Here is an 18808-nt window from a genome sequence, read left to right as displayed (position 1 = left end):
GCGCATATCCGGCGACGTTTGCCTCAAAGTAGCTGAACGCGGGCTTAGCGGCCGAGGTTGGTGAAGGCCAGCGTCAACAGGAAGCTGTTGCCCTTACGCGCGTCGCCGGTGTCGTTGTACGTCCGCCGCCACGTTCCGCCGAGACGCAGGCAGTCGTCCTCATACTGGACGCCCAGCCGGTGGCGGATCGGCGTGAAGCCATCGCTGCGGGACAGAGGATCTTCCGATGCGTTGGTCAGATCGACCACGCCCGAACCGAACGCCGACCAGAACCGTGCGAACTGCACGCGTCCCGCAACGCGGACTTCCTCGCGGTCGCGCAGATCCTCGATCGATGCATCGATGTTGCGGTTGAGCTTGAGATACCCGACCAGCACATAGGTCGCGCGCGAGCCGATCGTGGCGTCGAGCTCGTTGCGGCGGATCGCGAAGCCATCCTTGTCGAGCCGGTAGCGGTGGACGATCGAGACGAAGTCGCGGAACCGGAGCTCGCTGCGCCCGACGATATCGGAGAACCGGTCGCTGAGCCCGGTGCCGTCGGGCAAGATGGTCGGCCGCTTGTCGACACGATAGCTCTGGCCGACGTTGGTGGTGAACGCGATCCCCGGCAAATCGAGCGCCCATTCGCCACCATAGGTGACGCGCGACGAATCCTCGAACCGATCATAGCCGGCGAACCGGTTGAGCGAGAACAGGTTGGTGTCGTCCAGGTCGACGGCGCGCGAGTCCTCGTTCGGCAACGAAAGATTGGCGACCTTCGGTGCCGCGACGAACTGCACCTGCGGCGTAAAGCGCTGCGTACCGCCCAGGAACGTACCGATGAACGGCCATTTTACGTCCACCGCAGCCGCGCCGATGGCACGCTGGCGGAAGCCGCCGAACCCGCGATAGGTCGGGTTGATCGTCGCATCGATCTCGTTGCTATTGTACAGGTCGCCGCGCGCGAACGCGGTGAAAGTGACCTCCTGACCCCAGTTCGTGAAGCGGCGCAAATCCCATTGCAGGCTCGCGAACGCGCGCTGCGTGTCCTGGCCATCGGTGCGGGTCAGCGCGACCGTGTTCAGCTGGAGCTGGAACCGGCCACCGACGAGGCCATCGTCGAACCGCTTGCGATAATCGATCTCGGGCAGCGCGATCGGCTGCTGCCCCTGGCTGTCCGCGACGCGCAGGGTCTGTGCGTACCAGCCGCTCAGCGAGAAATAGCTGCTGTCGTCGATCCGCTCCAGGCTCGCGGTGGTGCGCAACCGGTCGTCGCGCGAAATGTCGTAGCGGCGCAGGAACGTGCGGTCGGTCGTCAGGCGGAGCGACCCGCTCGCGGTCCAGTTCGGCGTCAGCTGATAGCGTGCCATGCCGTCGATATAGCCGCGGAACGCCATGCTCGTGTCGGTCGGGGTGGCGGTCGTCAGGTCGTCGCTGCGCCGGCTTTCGGTCGCGTAGGCGCGTACCTTGAACGCGCCCTTCGAGTTGAGCGCGGAATAATCGACCTGCGCCATCGGCAGCACGCTGCTGTAGATGTGCGGCGTGATGACCAGCCCTTGGTTCGGGGCGAGCTTCCAGTAATAGGGGACGCTGACTTCGACGCCGTTGACGCGGCTATAGCCGCCGTTGGGCGAGAGCAGGCCACTGTCGCTGCCGCCACCGACCGGGTTCGAGAACTCGGGTAGCGGCAGGCTGGGCAGGCCGAACAGGTGCAGCCGCGCGCCCTTGTAGAAGATGCGTTTCCGCTCGGGGCGATAGGTGACGCGGACCGCGGTGATCTTCCACGTCGGCTCCTTGGGACAACCGGCGGTGTTGGTGACGCTGCACGGCGTGTAGGCGGCGGTTTTCAAATTGACCGTGCCGTCGGCGTCGCGCGTGCCCTGCTTGGCGGCAAGGCGTCCGCCCTGTTCGAGCACAACGAGCATGTTGTCGACCACGCCGTCCTTCAGCGAATCGGTCAGGTTGATTTCGTCGCCGTACGCGATATCGCCTTCGGGATTGGTGACCGCGATGTTGCCAGTCGCGACGACCTTGCCGGTCTTGCGGTTCCAGACGACCTTGTCGGCGCGCAGCCGGCTGCCCTGGCGGAACATCCGGACTTCACCCGTCGCGGTGACGATATCGGTGTTGGTGTTGTACTCCAGCGCGGTCGAGCTGAACTGTACCTGGTCTTCGGCCGGCGTCGTTGTCGACGCGTTGGCGACCGGCGGGTCTTGCACCGGAGGCGCTACCGGGCGGTTCTGGAAATCCTGGGCCTGGGCAGGCGCAGCCGCGATCCCGGTCGCCAACGCGAGCGAAAGGGCGCAACCCGTCAAAAGGTCGATACGCAACACGATCCGAACCAACCCCTTTGGCACTGGGCAGCCGTTTGCCGCCATATCGCCCGCCTATCGCACCACCGGCGCTTCGCTGCAATCGCCGTGAGATGACAGGCCGCCACCTTGCTTTGCCAAGCCCGCGGCATCAACTTAGAGCCAAGCCCATCCTATCGTTCAAAAGCTCCCCGAGGTTTCTTCATGCAGATCGTCTTCGCCCCGACCGTTCCCGCCAACGCCCCGATCCTCGCCGTCCCCGTCGCGAAGGACGGCATGGCGCAGATAAATTGGAGCGCGATCGGCGGCGATGGCGAGGCGGTGGCGACCAGCGCAGCGGCTGCGGCACGCTTTGCGGGTGAAGCAGGATCGGTGATCGAGCTGTTCGTGCCCGTCGACGGCGCGGTCCGCCAGGTTCTGCTTGTCGGAGTGGGCGCTGGCGAGACTGCCGATTGGGAGAAGGCCGGCGGTGCGATCACCGCACGCCTGCTGACTTCCGGCGCAACCTCGGTCGTCGCCGACCTCTCGGCTGGTACTACGCCGACCGCCAAGGCCGCCGCACACTTCGCCGCTGCCGCCGCCCAGCGCGCATGGCGTTACGACACGTACCGCACCAAGCTCGCCGAGAAATCGAAGCCGACGCTGACCGAGATCACCATCGCCGGCGCGCCCGACGGCACCGATGCGGCTTGGGCCGAGGCGGCCGCTGTCACCGGCGGGCTCGACCTGACTCGCTGGCTGGTCACGTCGCCGCCGAACGTCGTCTACCCTGAGAGCTTCGTCGAGAAGGTGACGAAGGACGTGGAAGGTCTCGGCCTCGAGATCACCGTGCTCGACGAAGCGCAGATGACCGAGCTCGGCATGGGCTCCCTGCTCGGCGTCAGCCAGGGCTCGCGCCGTGAAGCGCGCATCCTAGCGCTCAAGTGGAACGGCGCAGGGGCCGATGCGCCGACGCTCGCGTTCGTCGGCAAGGGCGTGACGTTCGATTCGGGCGGCATCTCGATCAAGCCCGGCGCGGGCATGGAAGACATGAAGTGGGACATGGGCGGCGCTGGTGCCGTCGCCGGCGCGATGAAGGCGCTGGCCAGCCGCAAGGCCAAGGCGAACGTCGTCGGCGTCATGGGCCTGGTCGAGAACATGCCCGACGGCGCCGCGCTGCGTCCGAGCGACGTCATCACCTCGATGTCGGGCCAGACGATCGAAGTGCTCAACACCGACGCCGAGGGTCGCCTCGTGCTGTGCGATTGCGTCACCTGGGTACAGCAGGCGCACAAGCCGACCACGATCGTCGATCTCGCCACGCTCACGGGTGCGATGATCGTCGCGCTCGGCACCGAGAATGGCGGCATCTTCGCCAACGACGACGCGCTCGCCGACCAGCTGATCGCGGCCGGCAAGACGACCGGCGACACGCTGTGGCGCTTCCCGCTGTCGCCGGCTTACGACAAGCTGATCGACTCGCCGATCGCCGACATGAAGAACGTCGGTCCCCGCGGCGCCGGCTCGATCACCGCCGCGCAGTTCATCAAGCGCTTCGTCGACGAGGGCGTGAAGTGGGCGCATCTCGACATCGCCGGCATGGTGTGGTCGGACAAGCCGGGGACGAACCACGACAAGGGCGCGACCGGCTACGGCGTGCGGTTGCTCGACCAGTTCGTAGCGGACAATTTCGAGGGGTAAGGCCATGAATTCCCCTCCCGCTTGCGGGAGGGGTTAGGGAGGGGGCCAACCGCGAGCGGCGTCGAGCGAGGCAAAGCCCTCCCCCGACCCCTCCCGCAAGCGGAAGGGGAGTAAGCATGCAGGTCGACTTCTACCACCTAACCAGCCCCCTCGACCGCGTCCTCCCACGCATCGCCGAGCGCGTCGTCCAGACCGGCGGCCGCCTCCTGATCGTCGCCGAACCCGAAGACCAACGCATCGCGCTCGACCGCCTGCTCTGGTCCTACGCTCCCGAGAGCTTCCTCCCCCACGCCCAGGCCGGCAGCAACGACGATACCGTCCAACCCATTCTAATCGCTCACGATATCCAGGAAACCGCGCCTGCCAACGCCGCCCGCAACGTCGCGGTGGTAGACGGACGTTGGCGTGACCTTATCCTAACCTTTGACCGAGCCTTTCACATCTTCGACGACGAAGCGATCCAGGAAGCGCGTCTAGCATGGAAGGCGCTAGCCGACCGCGACGGCGTCGAACGCCGCTACTGGAAACAGAACGACTCCGGCCGCTGGGAACAGGCCGCATAGGTTGCTTTAACCGCGTCTCCCGCCTAAGCGCCCCGCATCCAACTACCGTCAACACAGGAGCCCGTGACCATCATGGCCGCGAACCGTACCTTTTCGATCATCAAGCCCGACGCAACCCGCCGCAACCTGACCGGTGCGGTCACCAAGATGCTCGAGGAAGCCGGCCTGCGCGTCGTCGCCTCGAAGCGCATCCAGATGACCCGCGAGCAGGCCGAGGGCTTCTACGCGGTGCACAAGGAGCGTCCGTTCTTCGGCGAGCTCGTCTCGTTCATGATCTCGGGCCCGGTCGTCGTCCAGGTTCTCGAAGGTGAGAACGCGATGCAGCGCAACCGCGACATCATGGGCGCCACCAACCCCGCCAACGCAGAGCCCGGCACGATCCGCAAGGAACTCGCCGAGTCGATCGAAGCCAACTCGGTCCACGGTTCGGACTCGGACGAGAACGCCGAGATCGAGATCGCGTACTTCTTCAAGCCCGAAGAAATCGTCGGCTGATGACCTGGCGGCTGCGACGGGCCGGGCCGGGCGACGCGCCCGCGCTATCGCTCGTCGCATCCGCCACGTTCCTCGATACCTATGCGACCGTGCTGTCCGGGGCGGATATCGTCGCTCACTGCACGCGCAACAACAGCATCGCCGCGTTTGATACGTGGCTATCTGATCCCTCGACGATCGTGACGCTGGCCGAGTACGAGCCCGGCCAAGCGCCGATCGGCTACACGGTACTGACCGTGCCGGACTTCCCGATCGAACCCGGACCCGCGGACATCGAACTCCGCCGCATCTATCTCATGAAGCAGGCCCAAGGCTCAGGCCTGGGCGCCGCCCTGATGGCCCGCGCCCTTGAAGACGCCACGGCGGCAGGCCGAACCCGCGTCCTGCTAGGCGTATGGGACCAGAACACCCGCGCCCGAGCCTTCTACGAACGCCAAGGCTTCAAGGTAATCGGCACCCGCCAGTTCATGGTCGGCACCACCCTTCACGACGACCCGGTCTACGCGCGAGCGGTGTGAGCTAGGCCACGGGGGCCCCCGCCTCCTTGTTCCCCCCGCGAAGGCGGGGGTCCAGACTGGGCCCCGCCTTTGCGGGGGAACAAGCTATACTTTTCCAGTAAGTGCAGCTTATGTCGCCGGCTTCTCTTTCGCCCAGATCGCATCAAGCTTCGCCTGATCGCCACCACGCTGACGAACCCGTAAGCCCTCAAGCTTTAGCGCGCGACCGCGCAGCATCCGCCCCTCGGTCTTCCAGATCACATCGTAGATCCCGCTAGCGGTCCGCGTCGTATCCCCGTCGAAATACTGCACGCTGACCAGCACCGGCAGCCGCCCCGCACGATCGTCCGAGCCACCATCGGTAAGCTTCAACAACGGCGCCGAGAACCACGACCCGTCGATGACCGGCTCAGCCGGCGGCCGCTGCGCTGAAACCCCGAGCGCACGCGGGAAGGTGATCGTCACGTCCTGAAGGTCATGCCGCGCGTCCTTCAACAACAGCGTACCGCCGCCATCCTGCACGATCGCCGACAGGTCGATCTTCGTCCGCTCGCGCGCCGCACTCGACTGCGCGGCGATCTTGTCGGCCTCGTTCGCACGATGATCCGACCAGTTGGTCCACAGCGTCAGCGCCGCGATCAGCACGCCCGCGACCGCCACGACCTCGGCCAGCGTCACCCAACGCCGCCGCGTCGCCGCAGCCTCGCGGCGTTCGGTCGGTGTCTCGGTGCTCATCGTCCGCCAGCCTCCAGCAAACGGGCAGGGGCCGCCAATTCCCAACTCCGCGCGATCCGGTCCTCGACGAGCGGCCAGTCGGGATCGCCCGCCAAGTTCATACCGATCCAGCCAGTCGCACCGAGATACGCCGGCCGCGAATACACTGCCGGGTTCGCCTCGATCAGCGTCGTCTGTTCATCGGTACCGCTGGTCTTCACACACACCACCATCAGTCCATCGCCGTGAAGATCCGCCCGGAACTGCGCGAACTGCCTGTCGGCCACGAAGAAGGTCGGCTGACCGTGTGACACCTTCTCCTCCGTCTCCGGCAGCGCCAAAGCCGCCGCGCGAACGCGGTCGAGGGGGACAGATCGGTCATCGCGTCACGAACTCCGCCAAGGTCTTAGGGTACAACGCATGTTCCGCCACCAGCACGCGATCGGCAAGCGCATCCGCATCGTCGCCGGGAAGGATCGGCACCTCGGCCTGCCCCAGCACCACGCCGCCATCGAGTTCCTCGGTCACGACATGGACCGAACAGCCGCCGACCGCATCGCCCGCCGCGATCGCCCGCGCGTGCGTATCGAGGCCCTTGTACTTGGGCAGCAGCGACGGATGGATATTTACGATCCGGTCCCGCCACGCCGCGACGAACCCGTCCGACAGAAGCCGCATGTAGCCGGCGAGGGCAACGACCTCGACACCAGCCCCGCGCAACGCCGCATCGATCGCCGCCTCATACGCCGGCTTCCCCAAACCTTTCGGCGAGAGCGCGAACGTCGCCAAGCCCTCCGACCGAGCCCATTCGAGGCCCGCCGCGTCCGGCTTGTCCGAAGCGACAAGCGCGATCTCGTACGGACACTCCGCAGCGCGCGACGCACCGACCAGCGCCATCATGTTCGATCCGCGCCCGGAGATCAGCACGCCGACGCGCGTTTTCTCAGCCATGCGTCGCGGTCCAGTCCTCGCGCGCGCTCCACGTACCCGCCGACCCACGCACCGTGCAGCCATGCGCGCCAGTCTCGATCCGCCCGATCGTGAACACCGTTTCGTCCGCCGCCTCCAGCGCCGCGGTCACGGCCTCGGCCTCGTCGGCACTCACGATCACGACCATGCCGATCCCGCAGTTGAACGTCCGCGCCATCTCCTCCGGCTCGATCGCGCCCCTGCGCCTGCAGGAACGCCATCAACCGCGACTGCTCCCACGCGTCCGCATCGACCACCGCATGCACGCCCTTAGGCAGCACGCGCGGGATGTTCTCGAGCAGGCCACCACCGGTGATATGCGCCAGTCCCTTGATCCGCCGCTCGCGCAGCAACGGCAGCAGGCTGGCGACGTAGATGCGAGTCGGCGCCATCAGATGATCGATCAGCAATTTGTCCTGATCGAACAACGCAGGCCGATCGAGCTTCCACCCGCGGTCGGCAGCAAGGCGCCGAACCAGCGAGAACCCATTCGAATGCACCCCCGACGACGCGAGCCCGAGCATCACGTCGCCTGCCGCGATCTCGCGCCCCGTCAGCACGTTGGTCCGCTCGACCGCCCCGACGCAAAATCCCGCTAGGTCGTAATCGCCGTCCGCATACATGCCCGGCATCTCGGCGGTCTCGCCCCCGATCAGCGCGCAGCCGGCGGTCTTGCAGCCTTCCGCAATCGACGCGACGACGCGCTCGGCGACCGCCGCATCGAGCTTCCCGCTCGCATAATAATCGAGGAAAAACAGCGGCTCGGCGCCCTGCACGATCAGATCGTTGACGCACATCGCGACGAGATCGATGCCGACGCCCTCATGCCGGTCCCATTCGATCGCTAGCTTCAGCTTGGTGCCGACACCGTCGTTCGCCGCCACCAGCAACGGATCGACGAACCCAGCCGCCTTGAGGTCGAACATCCCCCCGAACCCGCCAAGATCGGCATCCGCGCCCGGCCGCCGCGTCGAGCGCGCGAGCGGGGCGATCGCCCGCACCAGCGCGTTGCCCGCGGCGATGGAAACGCCCGCTTGAGCGTAGGTGTAGGAGCCCGTGTTCGGCGCGGCATTCGGGGTGGCGGAGTCTGGCGTATCGGTCATGATCGGTGCTGCTAGCCACATCGCGCTTGGATTTCCACGTCTGCTTCGCCAAAAGGCCCGCTTGATGCGTATCCGTACCCTTCCCACCGCGCTTGCTGGCGCCGCTCTCCTGCTGAGCGGTGGAGCCGTGCTCGCGCAGATCGAGGGCGGCAGCCGAGGCGCAGCCCCGGTCGACAGCGGCAGCGCGTATGAGGTGAGCGGCGTCACCGTCGACGTTGCCGGCAAGACCGCCGACGCCGCGCGCTATAGCGGCTGGCGGCTCGCCCAGCGAAAAGCTTGGGTGCAATTGTCGAACCGGCTCGGCGGTGGTGGCGGCCTCGTCTCAGATGGCACACTCGATTCGCTCGTCTCGGGAATCGTCGTCGAAAACGAGCAGATCGGCCCGCAACGCTACATCGCCAAGCTCGGCGTGCTGTTCGATCGCGGCCGCGCCGGATCGATCCTCGGCATCTCGACCTACGCCGATCGCTCGCCGCCGATGCTCGTGATCCCCGTCCAATATTCGGGCGGAGTCGGCCAAGCCTTCGAGCAGAGCACGCAGTGGCAACAGGCCTGGGCGCGCTATCGCACCGGCAACAGCAGCATCGACTATGTCCGGCCGTCCGGCTCAGGGCCCGACGCGCTGCTGCTCAACGTCGGCCAGACGCAGCGCCCCGGCCGCGGCTGGTGGCGGACGATCCTCGACCAATATGGCGCGAGCGACGTGCTCACCCCGGTCGTGAAACTGTATCGCCAATGGCCCGGCGGCCCGGTGATCGGCGTGTTCGAAGCGCGCCACGGCCCCGACAACGAGCTGATCGGGAGCTTCACCCTGCGAGTCGGTACGCCTGACGGCCTGCCGCAACTGCTCGACACCGGCGTGAAGCGGATCGACGACCTGTACCAGCAAGCGCGTCGCAACGGCTCGCTCCGCGTCGACTACAGCCTGTCGCCACCGCCGCCGCCCGAAGCCGCGGTTATCGAGGACCTGCCGACCGACGAGACTGCCGACGCTAACACAGCGGTGCTGACCGGCGGCGAGGGCATCTCGGTCATCGTCCAGTTCGATACGCCCGCCGCAGCAAACGTATCCTCGACCGAAGCCGCACTCCGCGCGATCCCCGGCGTTCGCTCGGCGGCAACGACCAGCCTCGCGCTTGGCGGCGTCTCGCTGATGCGCGTCGCCTATGACGGCGATCCGGCCGCGCTGAAGACCGCGCTAGAAGCTCGCGGCTATCAGGTATTCGGCTCCGGCCAGACGATCCGCATCCGCCGGGTCGCCCAACTTCTTCCGCCGGACTTGCCCGCGGACAATGCGACGACAGGGTGAGCGCGACCAAGATGACTCAAATTGCGCTGCCACTCGGGTGGCCGGCGGACCCTCGCGACGACGCCTTCCTGGTTACCCCCTCCACTCCGCGCGCCGTCCACACGCTGGAGCACACCGCCACCTGGCCCGTCATGACCGCCATCCTCACTGGACCGCGCAAATCGGGTCGCAGCCTGCTCGCGCGGATCTTCGCGGCGAAGAGCGGCGGAACGATCATCGACGATGCCGAGCGAGTGCCCGAGGCACAGCTGTTCCACGCCTGGAACCGCGCGCAGGAGGAGCACAGGCCGCTCCTGATCGTCGCCGACGCCGCGCCGCCCGAATGGAAGGTAAAGCTCCCCGACCTCCGCTCGCGTCTCGCCGCCAGCCCGATCGCGGCGATCGGCGCGCCCGACGACGAGCTCATGCGGCTGTTGCTCGCGCATCTGTTCGAGCGCCGCAGCCTCGATGCACGGCCCGATCTGATCGACTGGCTCGCGACCAGAATCGAGCGCAGTCATATTACCGTAACGCGAACCGTCGATGCGCTGGATCAGGAGGCGATGGAACGTCGCAAGCGCTTGTCCATTCCTCTTGCACGAACCACACTCACCGAGGCCGGGTTGATCCTCCGGCCGCAACTCGCTCTCGACCTCCCGCTCTTCACGCCACCATAAGCCCCCCAAGAGGCCCGATGAACCGTCCAGCCCATATCGTCCGCCAATCGGAAGACGACGACGATCCCATCGGCGCAGAGCCGAACGACCGGTTTTTCAACCGCGAGCTCTCCTGGCTCGCGTTCAACCGGCGTGTGCTGGAGGAGGCATGCAACCCCGCACATCCGCTGCTCGAGCGGCTCCGCTTCCTGTCGATCTCGGGGTCGAACCTCGACGAATTCTTCATGGTCCGCGTCGCCGGGTTGAAGGGCCAGCAGACGCAAGACGTCGATCGACGCTCGGCAGACGGACTGACTGCGGGCCAGCAGCTGACCGCGATCGTCCGCGAGGCGGACGAACTGATGGCGAGCCAGCAGGCGGTATGGGGCGACCTACGCGTGCTGCTCGACGAAGCCGGGCTGTTCGTCCTGCGCCGCGAGGCCGTCGAAGGCGAGGCCGACGAGTGGCTCGAAACGCATTTCCGCGATCAGATCTTCCCGATTCTGACCCCGCAGGCGCTAGACCCAGCGCATCCGTTCCCGTTCATCCCGAACCGTGGCCTGTCGGTGATCTTCGACCTCGTCCGCCGTTCGGATAACGAGCCGGTCCGCGAACTGGTCATGCTCCCGCATACGATGACACGCTTCGTCCGCCTCCCCCGGCGAGCCCGCGCGCTACATCTCGATCGAGTCGATCCTGAAGCGGTTCGCGCCGGTCCTCTTTCCAGGCTACGAGGTCCTCGCCGCCGCCAGCTTCCGCGTCCTGCGCGACAGCGACATGGAGATCGAAGAGGAGGCCGAGGACCTCGTCCGCTACTTCGCGAACGCGATCAAGCGTCGTCGCCGCGGCCGCGTGATCCGTCTGGAACTCGAAACCGGTATCCCCGACGTCCTCGCCGCGGTCCTCAAGGACGAACTCGGCGGCGCCGACGCGATCATCACCGAGAGCGGCAACCTGCTCGGCATCGTCGACCTCGACGGGCTGGTCGACGAGGATCGCCCGGACCTGAAATTCCCGCCCTTCACGCCGCGCTTCCCCGAGCGAATCCGCGAATTCGGCGGCGACTGCTTCGCAGCGATCAAGGCCAAGGACATCGTCGTCCATCACCCGTACGAGACGTTCGAAGTGGTGCTCGCCTTTCTGAAACAGGCTGCGAACGACCCCGACGTCGTTGCGATCAAGCAGACGCTCTACCGCGCCGGCAAGCAGCCAGCGGTCATCAACGCGCTGATCACCGCGGCCGAGGCGGGCAAGTCCGTCACCGCGGTCGTCGAGCTGAAGGCTCGGTTTGACGAAGAGCAGAACATGGTCTGGGCCTCCCGCGCTGGAGCGCGCGGGCGTGCAGGTCGTCTACGGCTTCATCGACTGGAAGACGCACGCGAAGGTCTCGCTTGTCGTCCGCCGCGAGGGACAGGCGTTCCGTACCTACTGCCATTTCGGCACGGGCAATTATCACCCGGTCACCGCCAAGATTTACACCGACCTCAGCTTCTTCACCGCCGATGCAGCAGTGGGTCGCGATGCGGCGCAGATGTTCAACTACATCACCGGCTACGTCGAACCGACCGACATGGCGCGCGTCAGCCTGTCGCCGCGTGACCTGCGGCAGAACCTGATGAACCTGATCGACGTCGAGATCGCCAACGCGCGCGCCGGCAAGCCCGCCGGTGTCTGGGCAAAGATGAACTCGCTGGTCGACCCGGCGGTGATCGAGAAGCTGTACGAGGCGAGCGGGGCAGGGGTCGAGATCGACCTCATCATCCGCGGCATCTGCTGCCTGCGCCCCGGCGTGCCTGGCCTGTCCGAGACGATCCGCGTGAAATCGGTGATCGGGCGGTTCCTCGAGCACAGCCGCATCTGGGCGTTCGGCAACGGCAAGGCGCTGCCCAACGACGGTGCCAAGCTGTTCATCTCGTCGGCCGACTGGATGCCACGCAATTTCGATCGCCGCGTCGAATATATGCTGCCGATCCTCAACCCGACCGTCCACGACCAGATCCTCGATCAGGTGATGGTCGCGAACCTGATCGACAACGAGCAGAGTTGGGAGCTAGGCCCCGACGGCGAATATAGCCGCGTCGATCCCGGCGACCGCCCGTTCAACCTGCATCGGTATTTCATGACGAATCCCTCGCTCTCCGGCCGCGGCGCTTCGCTCGCGACCAGCAATGCCGTGCCGACGCTGTCGCTCCGTCGAAAACGATGAGCGTCACGAATATCCTGTTCGGCAATTCCCCGCCCAAGGCCGAGACCGACGATCACCCGCGCACCGGGATCATCGACATCGGCTCGAACTCGATCCGTCTGGTGGTCTACCAGGGGCCGCCGCGGCTCCCCGCGATCCGGTTCAATGAGAAGGTGTTGGCGGGGCTCGGGCGAGGGCTTGCTGCTACCGGCGCGATCGAGAAGTCGGCGCTGAAGACCGCACGGGTCGCGCTGGCGCGGTTCGCGGCGGTGGCGAAGGAAATGGAATGCTCGACGCTCCGCACGGTCGCAACGGCGGCGGTACGCGATGCGAAGAACGGTGGCGAACTCATTGCCGCGGCTGAACAACTCGGCCTGACCGTCGAGACATTGTCGGGCGAACAGGAAGCCAGCGCGGCGGGTTACGGTGTCTTGTCCGCGATCCCCGATGCGGACGGCATCGTCGGCGATCTCGGCGGCGGCAGTCTCGAACTCGTCCGCGTTCGCCGCGGCAAGATCGAGGACCGCGTCTCGTTCCCGCTCGGCGTCCTGCGGATCGGCCCGATCCGGGCCAAGCGCGGCAAGGTGCTCGCCCGCTACGTGGCACGCCTGGTGCGCGAAGCCGGCTGGACGGCAAAGGGGCAGGGGCTTCCGCTCTATCTGGTCGGCGGATCGTGGCGCGCGCTGGCACGGCTCGACATGGAGCTGTCTGACTATCCGCTGCCGATCATCCACCAATATTCGATGACTGCCGCGACGATCACCCGGCTCAGCCGGACGATCCCACAGCTTTCCAAGCAGCGCCTTAAGGCGATTCCGGGGCTGTCGTCGGGCCGCACGGCAACGCTCTCCGACGCCGCGGCATTGCTCGGCGTGCTGATGCGCCAGCTTGGCAGCCGGACGACGATCGTATCCGCCTATGGCCTGCGCGAAGGCCTTCTTTACGAAGACCTGAAACCCGCAGACCGCGCACTCGATCCGCTGATCGTCGCCGCACGCGAAGAAGGTCGCCTGCTCGGCCGCTTCCCCGAGCACGGCGATCTCCTCGACCGCTGGATCACGCCACTTTTCACTACCGAGCCGCCCGCAATGGCCCGCATCCGCCACACGGCATGCCTGCTTGCGGACGTAGGCTGGCGCGCCAACCCCGAGTTCCGCGCCGAACGCGGCGTCGAGGTCGCGCTGCATGGCAATTGGGTCGCGATTGACGCGCCCGGCCGGGGATGTTGGCGCAAGCTCTTTACACGAGCCTTGGTGGCGATCTCTCCGCCGGTGAAACAGTTGGTCTCCTCGCGTCGCCGGCAGCGGTGAAAAGCGCGACTGCTTGGGGCCTCGCTATGCGACTAGGCCAGCGAATGAGTGGTGGCTTAGCAGGACCTTTGAAACGATCAGGGCTCGCAGATGACGGGGTATCACTTACGCTGACGCTGCGCCCTGATGATCGTGGGCTCTACGGCGAGGCGGTGGAACGTCGCCATAACGCGCTTGCCGCCGCCCTGGGACGCAAACCCGTACTGGCTCTTTCCTAAATTCTCCCCTTTTAGGGGGAGGGTCAAAGGGTTCAAGCGCAGGTGAAGCGTTCGATCCGGCCCTTGGCGTCTACATAGACATTCAGACGATCAGCACGGAAATCCATCGTCACGGCCGTGTTCGGCGCGATCCAACGGAGCGTGCGTGCGCCCGACCGCGTCTGCATGACGTCAGCCCGAGCATCGCTCGCCCGCTTGCCGACCAGATCGCCGAGCGAGTCGGCATTGCAGGCGGCTGCGACTGGCGAAGCGGCAGGCGTCTCGCCACGCATCTCGACTGGCGTACACGCCGCCGAAGCCAGCAAGGCTGCGACCAGAACGATCCTCATGCGGCATCCTCCGTACGCGTCATCTTGAGCTTCCCGCCGATGACCGCGAACGCCAGCCGCCCCTCGACCAGATCGAGCGCATCGCGGCCGAACTGATCGAACCGCCAGCCTTCGAGCATCGGCAGCCCGGTCCGCACGCCCGCAGCCAGCGCCTCCAGTTCATCGGTGCGTGCGAGCAATTTCGACGCGACATCAATGTCTCGCGAGCGGATCTTCAGCAGCAGCTTGAGCAGATCCGCCACCAGCGAGCCCCTCCTTGCCAAGCCCCGGCTTGCGATCGTCGCGCGGCGGCAGTTCGTCGTCGCCGAGCGGCTGCGAGCCCTCGATCGCCGCCATCAAGCGGCTACCGATGTCGTTGCCGGCCCAAGTCGCCGACAATCCACGCACGCGTGCCAAGTCCGCCTGCTTCTTCGGCGGATGCCCCGCCATGTCGCCCAGAGTCTCGTCCTTGACGATCCGCCCACGCGGCAGATCCTTCGCCTGCGCCTCCAGTTCCCGCCACCGCGCGAGTGCCTTCAACCGGCCCAAGACATCAGGCTTGCGCCCCGAGATCCGCACGCGCTTCCACGCCAGATCGGGATCGTTCGCGTAATTGGCGGTATCGCCGAGTCGCTCCATCTCCTGGTCGAGCCAAACGCCGCGCCCGGTTTTCCGCAACCGCTCCAACATCTTCGGGAAGATCTTCGACAGATGCGTGACGTCGCCGATCGCATATTCGATCTGCCGCGCGTCAAGCGGCCGGCGTGCCCAGTCGGTGAACCGCGCGCCCTTGTCGACCGCGATCCCGAGCCAGCTGTCGACCAGGTTCGAATAGCCGATCTGCTCGCCTTGGCCGAGCGCCATCGCCGCCACCTGCGTGTCGAACAGCGGGAAGGGCGTCTTGCCGGTCAGGTTGTAGACGATCTCGATGTCCTGCCCGCCGGCGTGAACCACCTTCAGCACGTCGTGATTCTCGACGAGCAGATCGAGCAGCGGCTTGAGGTCGATACCCGGCGCCATCGGATCGATTGCGGCGGCCTCCTTGTCGTCGGCGATCTGGATCAGGCAGAGTTCGGGGTAATAGGTGCTCTCGCGCATGAATTCGGTGTCGACGCACACATAGTCGGCGTCGGCCATGCGCGCACACAGATTGGCGAGCGTGGCACTGTCGGAGATAAGCGGGTGGATATGCATGAGGTTTCCATAGCGAGGGTCGCCGAGGTTGACAAAGGCGGGTGATGAAGGGAAGCGCGGACCACCTGTTTATCGTCCGAGAAGACCCATCATGCACGCCTATCGCACCCACAACTGCGCCGCCCTCCGCCCCGAACAGGTCGGCGAAGAGGCCCGCGTCTCCGGCTGGGTCCACAAGAAGCGCGATCACGGCGACCTCGTCTTCATCGATCTGCGCGATCACTACGGCATCACGCAGATCGTCACTGACGTGTCGGGCCCGGTCTTCAAGGTCATCGAAGGCCTGAAGAGCGAGAGCGTCGTCACGATCACTGGCAAGGTTACGGCCAGGGCGCCGGAAGCCGTGAACCCGAACCTGCCGACCGGCGGTATCGAGATCCGCGCGAACGCCGCGACCGTCCAGTCGATGGCCGGCGAACTGCCGATGCCGGTCGCGGGCGAGGCCGAATATCCCGAGGATATCCGCCTGCGCTATCGGTACCTCGATCTGCGTCGCGAGCGGCTGCACGCGAACATCATGCTCCGCAGCCAGGTGATAACGTCGCTGCGCAACCGGATGAATTCGCAAGGGTTCACCGAATTCCAGACGCCGATCCTGACCGCATCGTCGCCCGAGGGCGCCCGCGATTATCTGGTCCCGAGCCGCGTCCATCCGGGCAAGTTCTATGCGCTCCCGCAGGCGCCGCAGATGTTCAAGCAGCTGCTGATGGTCGCGGGCTTCGACCGCTATTTTCAGATCGCGCCGTGCTTCCGCGACGAGGACGCACGCGCTGATCGTTCGCCCGGCGAATTCTACCAACTCGATTTCGAGATGAGCTTCGTCACGCAGGACGACGTGTTCAATGCGATCGAGCCTGTGTTGCACGGCGTGTTCGAGGAGTTCGCGGACTGGCAGGGCAAGGGTCGCCAGGTCTCGGCATTGCCGTTCAAGCGCATCCCGTACCGCGAATCGATGCTGAAGTACGGCAGCGACAAGCCCGACCTGCGCAACCCGATCCTGATCCACGACGTCGGCCACCACTTCGTCGACTCGGGCTTCGGCCTGTTCGCGGGGATCGTCGCCGGCGGTGACGTGGTCCGCGCGATCCCCGCGCCGAACACCGCCGACAAGAGCCGCAAATTCTTCACCGACATGAACGACTGGGCGCGCGCCGAGGGGCATGCCGGGCTCGGCTACATCACGCAGAAGAACGGCGAACTCGGCGGTCCGATCGCCAAGAACCATGGCGAGGAAGCGACGCGGAAGCTGATCGCCGAGATGGGCCTTGGCCCGAACGACGGCATCTTCTTCGCCGCCGGCAAGGAACTGCCCGCCTCGGAAGCTCGCGGGCGCTGCCCGGGCGCGGATCGGTGCCGACCTTGGCCTGATCGACGAGAACCGGTTCGAGTTCTGCTGGATCGTCGACTTCCCGATGTTCGAATATGACGAGGACGCGAAGAAGGTCGACTTCAGCCACAACCCGTTCTCGATGCCGCAGGGCGAGATGGACGCGCTGGAGACCAAGGATCCGCTCGATATCCTCGCCTATCAGTACGATATCGTCTGCAACGGCGTCGAGCTGTCGTCGGGCGCGATCCGGAACCACCGGCCCGAGATCATGTACAAGGCGTTCGAGATCGCCGGCTATACGCAAGCCGACGTTGACACGAACTTCGCCGGCATGATCAACGCGTTCAAAGTCGGCGCGCCGCCGCATGGCGGCTCGGCGCCGGGGATCGACCGGATGGTGATGCTGCTCGCCGGCGAGCCGAACATCCGCGAAGTCGTGCTGTTCCCGATGAACCAGAAGGCCGAGGACCTGATGATGGGCGCACCGAGCCCGGTCAGCGCCAAGCAGCTGAAGGAACTCAACATCCGCCTGACGGTCGATGGCCCGAAGGACGCGACAAAGGTGGTCGCGCCGAGCGCTGGGTAACGTCTCCCTTTCCCTCGCCCCTACGGGGAGAGGGAAGGAGGAGCCGTTTGGCGACGGGGGGGGTGAGGGGAGGTTGGTGCGCGCTAACTCCCCCTCACCCTCCCACCCGCAAGCGCGGGCGGGCCCCTCCCTCTCCCCCCGAAGGGGCGAGGGAAAGACGACCTACGCTTCCTCAACCCCCTCAACCATGCAAATACCCCTGCACGATAAGGGGGTTGGCATGCGCGACGATCAGATGACACCGGCGCCAAGCCTCGTCCGCAGCCTCGGCGTCACGGGTGTCCTGTTCCTCACCCTCTCCGTCGCGACTCCCGCATCGTCAGTGTTCGTGATCGTCCCCGGCATGCTCCAGGTCGCCGGCACCGGCGCGGTGTGGGCAACGCTGATCGCCGGTTTCGTCTGCGTCGCGACCGCGTTCGTCTATGCCGAACTCTCCTCCGCCTGGCCGGTCGCAGGCGGCGAGTATGTCGCGGTCGCGCATACGCTCGGGCCGATGGCGGGGTTCGTCATGCTCGGTGTCAACGTCTTCAACAACCTGCTCTTCCCGCCGGTTGCAGGGCTGGGCGTCAGCGCCGTGCTCGGAACGCTGGTTCCCGGCCTGCCGCAGATCCCCGTCGCGATCGCCGTGGTCGCAGGATCGACGCTGGTCGCGATCCTCCAGATCAAGGTGAACGCCTGGCTCACCGGGCTCTTCCTGCTCGTCGAGATGCTCGCCATCCTCGCGGTCGTCTGGCTCGGGTTCGCCGATACCGTTCGCCCGATTGGCGACCTGTTGCTCCACCCGGTGATGCCGCAAGGGGCCAATCTCGTCCCCGCGTCCGCCGCCTCGATCGGCCTCGCCACCTCGATCGCGATCTTCGCACTCAACGGCTATGGCGCTGCGGTGTACTTCGGCGAAGAGATGCTCGACGCGCCCCGGCTGATCGCGCGCGCGATCATGGCCTCGCTCGCGCTGACGCTGCTGTTCGAAGGCATCCCGATCGTCGCGGTCCTGATCGGCGCGCCGGATCTCCACGCCACCCTCACCGCCAACGACCCGTTCGGCCTTCTCGTCACCCTCCGCAGCGACACCACGACGGCAAACTGGATCTCGATCGGCGTAGTCGTCGCGATCGTCAACGCGGTGATCGCCTGCATCCTCGCCTGCGCGCGCTTCTTCTACGGCACTGCGCGCGATGGAAGCTGGGGCCGCCCGCTCGATCAGTGGATGACGCAGGTCCACCCGATGTTCGGCTCGCCCTGGGTGGGCACGTTGCTGGTCGGCGGGTTCGGGATCGTCGCGTGTTTCCTGCCGCTCCAGTTGCTGCTCGTGCTTAGCGGCACCGGCCTCGTCGCGATCTACGCGGGGATCTGCGTTGCGGCGATGGTTGGCAGGCGCACCGGCAAGACTGCGCACGCTCCCTACCAGATGCCGTTCTACC

At 66.1% G+C, this 18808-nt stretch carries 11 protein-coding genes and 6 pseudogenes; 10 read left to right on the top strand and 7 right to left on the bottom strand.

From position 1 onward, the window contains the following. Positions 1-44: 44 nt before the first annotated feature. Positions 45-2312, bottom strand: a complete 2268-nt coding sequence (locus tag NHF48_RS05320; protein ID WP_446741201.1) for an LPS-assembly protein LptD — start codon at positions 2310-2312, stop codon at positions 45-47. A gap of 183 nt (positions 2313-2495) precedes the next feature. Here NHF48_RS05320 and NHF48_RS05315 point away from each other — a divergent pair, with 183 nt between their 5' ends. The 4 genes from NHF48_RS05315 to NHF48_RS05300 all read left to right on the top strand — a co-directional run bounded on the left by NHF48_RS05315 (position 2496) and on the right by NHF48_RS05300 (position 5547). Then, a complete protein-coding gene (locus NHF48_RS05315) occupies positions 2496-3971 on the top strand; it encodes a leucyl aminopeptidase (protein WP_253070501.1) in 1476 nt (491 codons plus the stop codon). A 116-nt stretch (positions 3972-4087) separates the two neighbouring features. Next, positions 4088-4534, top strand: a complete 447-nt coding sequence (locus NHF48_RS05310) for a DNA polymerase III subunit chi (RefSeq protein WP_253070500.1) — start codon at positions 4088-4090, stop codon at positions 4532-4534. Between the two features lie 72 nt (positions 4535-4606). Further along, on the top strand, positions 4607-5029 hold the full coding sequence (ndk, locus tag NHF48_RS05305) for a nucleoside-diphosphate kinase (protein WP_031393391.1): 423 nt from the start codon (positions 4607-4609) through the stop codon (positions 5027-5029). Further along, positions 5029-5547 carry a GNAT family N-acetyltransferase gene (locus NHF48_RS05300; protein ID WP_253070499.1) on the top strand — a complete coding sequence of 173 codons (519 nt, stop codon included), beginning with the start codon at positions 5029-5031 and terminating at the stop codon, positions 5545-5547. The genes ndk and NHF48_RS05300 overlap by 1 nt, the downstream gene beginning before the upstream one ends. A gap of 108 nt (positions 5548-5655) precedes the next feature. On the opposite strand, the gene NHF48_RS05295 is transcribed toward NHF48_RS05300, so the two are convergent. The 4 genes and pseudogenes from NHF48_RS05295 to purM form a co-directional block, all read right to left on the bottom strand. Next, positions 5656-6261 carry a hypothetical protein gene (locus NHF48_RS05295; RefSeq protein ID WP_253070498.1) on the bottom strand — a complete coding sequence of 202 codons (606 nt, stop codon included), beginning with the start codon at positions 6259-6261 and terminating at the stop codon, positions 5656-5658. Further along, the gene (locus tag NHF48_RS05290; protein ID WP_253070497.1) at positions 6258-6554 is read right to left on the bottom strand and encodes an MmcQ/YjbR family DNA-binding protein; all 297 of its coding nucleotides are present in this window, start codon (positions 6552-6554) and stop codon (positions 6258-6260) included. The genes NHF48_RS05295 and NHF48_RS05290 overlap by 4 nt, the downstream gene beginning before the upstream one ends. Before the next feature lie 64 nt (positions 6555-6618). Then, positions 6619-7191 (bottom strand): phosphoribosylglycinamide formyltransferase, encoded by a 573-nt coding sequence (gene purN, locus NHF48_RS05285; RefSeq protein ID WP_253070496.1) that lies wholly within the window; start codon positions 7189-7191, stop codon positions 6619-6621. After that, positions 7184-8312, bottom strand: a pseudogene (gene purM, locus NHF48_RS05280) (phosphoribosylformylglycinamidine cyclo-ligase). Before purM ends, purN begins: the two are co-directional and overlap by 8 nt. 64 nt (positions 8313-8376) lie before the next feature. Between purM and NHF48_RS05275 the strand changes: the two are divergent. The 4 genes and pseudogenes from NHF48_RS05275 to NHF48_RS05260 all read left to right on the top strand — a co-directional run bounded on the left by NHF48_RS05275 (position 8377) and on the right by NHF48_RS05260 (position 13969). Further along, a complete protein-coding gene (locus tag NHF48_RS05275) occupies positions 8377-9621 on the top strand; it encodes a heavy-metal-associated domain-containing protein (RefSeq protein WP_253070495.1) in 1245 nt (414 codons plus the stop codon). Positions 9622-9632: 11 nt separating this feature from the next. Further along, the gene (locus NHF48_RS05270) at positions 9633-10277 is read left to right on the top strand and encodes an HdaA/DnaA family protein (protein ID WP_253072345.1); all 645 of its coding nucleotides are present in this window, start codon (positions 9633-9635) and stop codon (positions 10275-10277) included. 17 nt (positions 10278-10294) lie between these two features. Then, positions 10295-12462 (top strand): annotated as a pseudogene (locus NHF48_RS05265) (RNA degradosome polyphosphate kinase). Further along, positions 12459-13969: pseudogene (locus tag NHF48_RS05260) on the top strand (Ppx/GppA phosphatase family protein). Before NHF48_RS05265 ends, NHF48_RS05260 begins: the two co-directional pseudogenes overlap by 4 nt. A gap of 32 nt (positions 13970-14001) precedes the next feature. Here NHF48_RS05260 and NHF48_RS05255 read toward each other — a convergent pair. Together NHF48_RS05255 and rnd are read right to left on the bottom strand one after the other, a co-directional pair. After that, complete coding sequence (locus NHF48_RS05255) at positions 14002-14298, bottom strand: I78 family peptidase inhibitor (RefSeq protein WP_253070494.1); 297 nt, start codon at positions 14296-14298, stop codon at positions 14002-14004. Beyond that, positions 14295-15471 (bottom strand): annotated as a pseudogene (gene rnd, locus NHF48_RS05250) (ribonuclease D). Before rnd ends, NHF48_RS05255 begins: the two are co-directional and overlap by 4 nt. A gap of 91 nt (positions 15472-15562) precedes the next feature. Between rnd and aspS the strand changes: the two are divergent. Together aspS and NHF48_RS05240 are read left to right on the top strand one after the other, a co-directional pair. Then, positions 15563-17387, top strand: a pseudogene (gene aspS, locus NHF48_RS05245) (aspartate--tRNA ligase). After that, positions 17341-18795: pseudogene (locus NHF48_RS05240) on the top strand (APC family permease); the annotation flags it as partial. The pseudogenes aspS and NHF48_RS05240, both read left to right, overlap by 47 nt. Between the last annotated feature and the right edge of the window lie 13 nt (positions 18796-18808).

Origin of the sequence: Sphingomonas sp. H160509 (assembly GCF_024124765.2) — a bacterium.
Classification (GTDB): Bacteria; Pseudomonadota; Alphaproteobacteria; order Sphingomonadales; family Sphingomonadaceae; genus Sphingomonas.
This window is presented reverse-complemented; position numbering and strand designations above follow the sequence as displayed.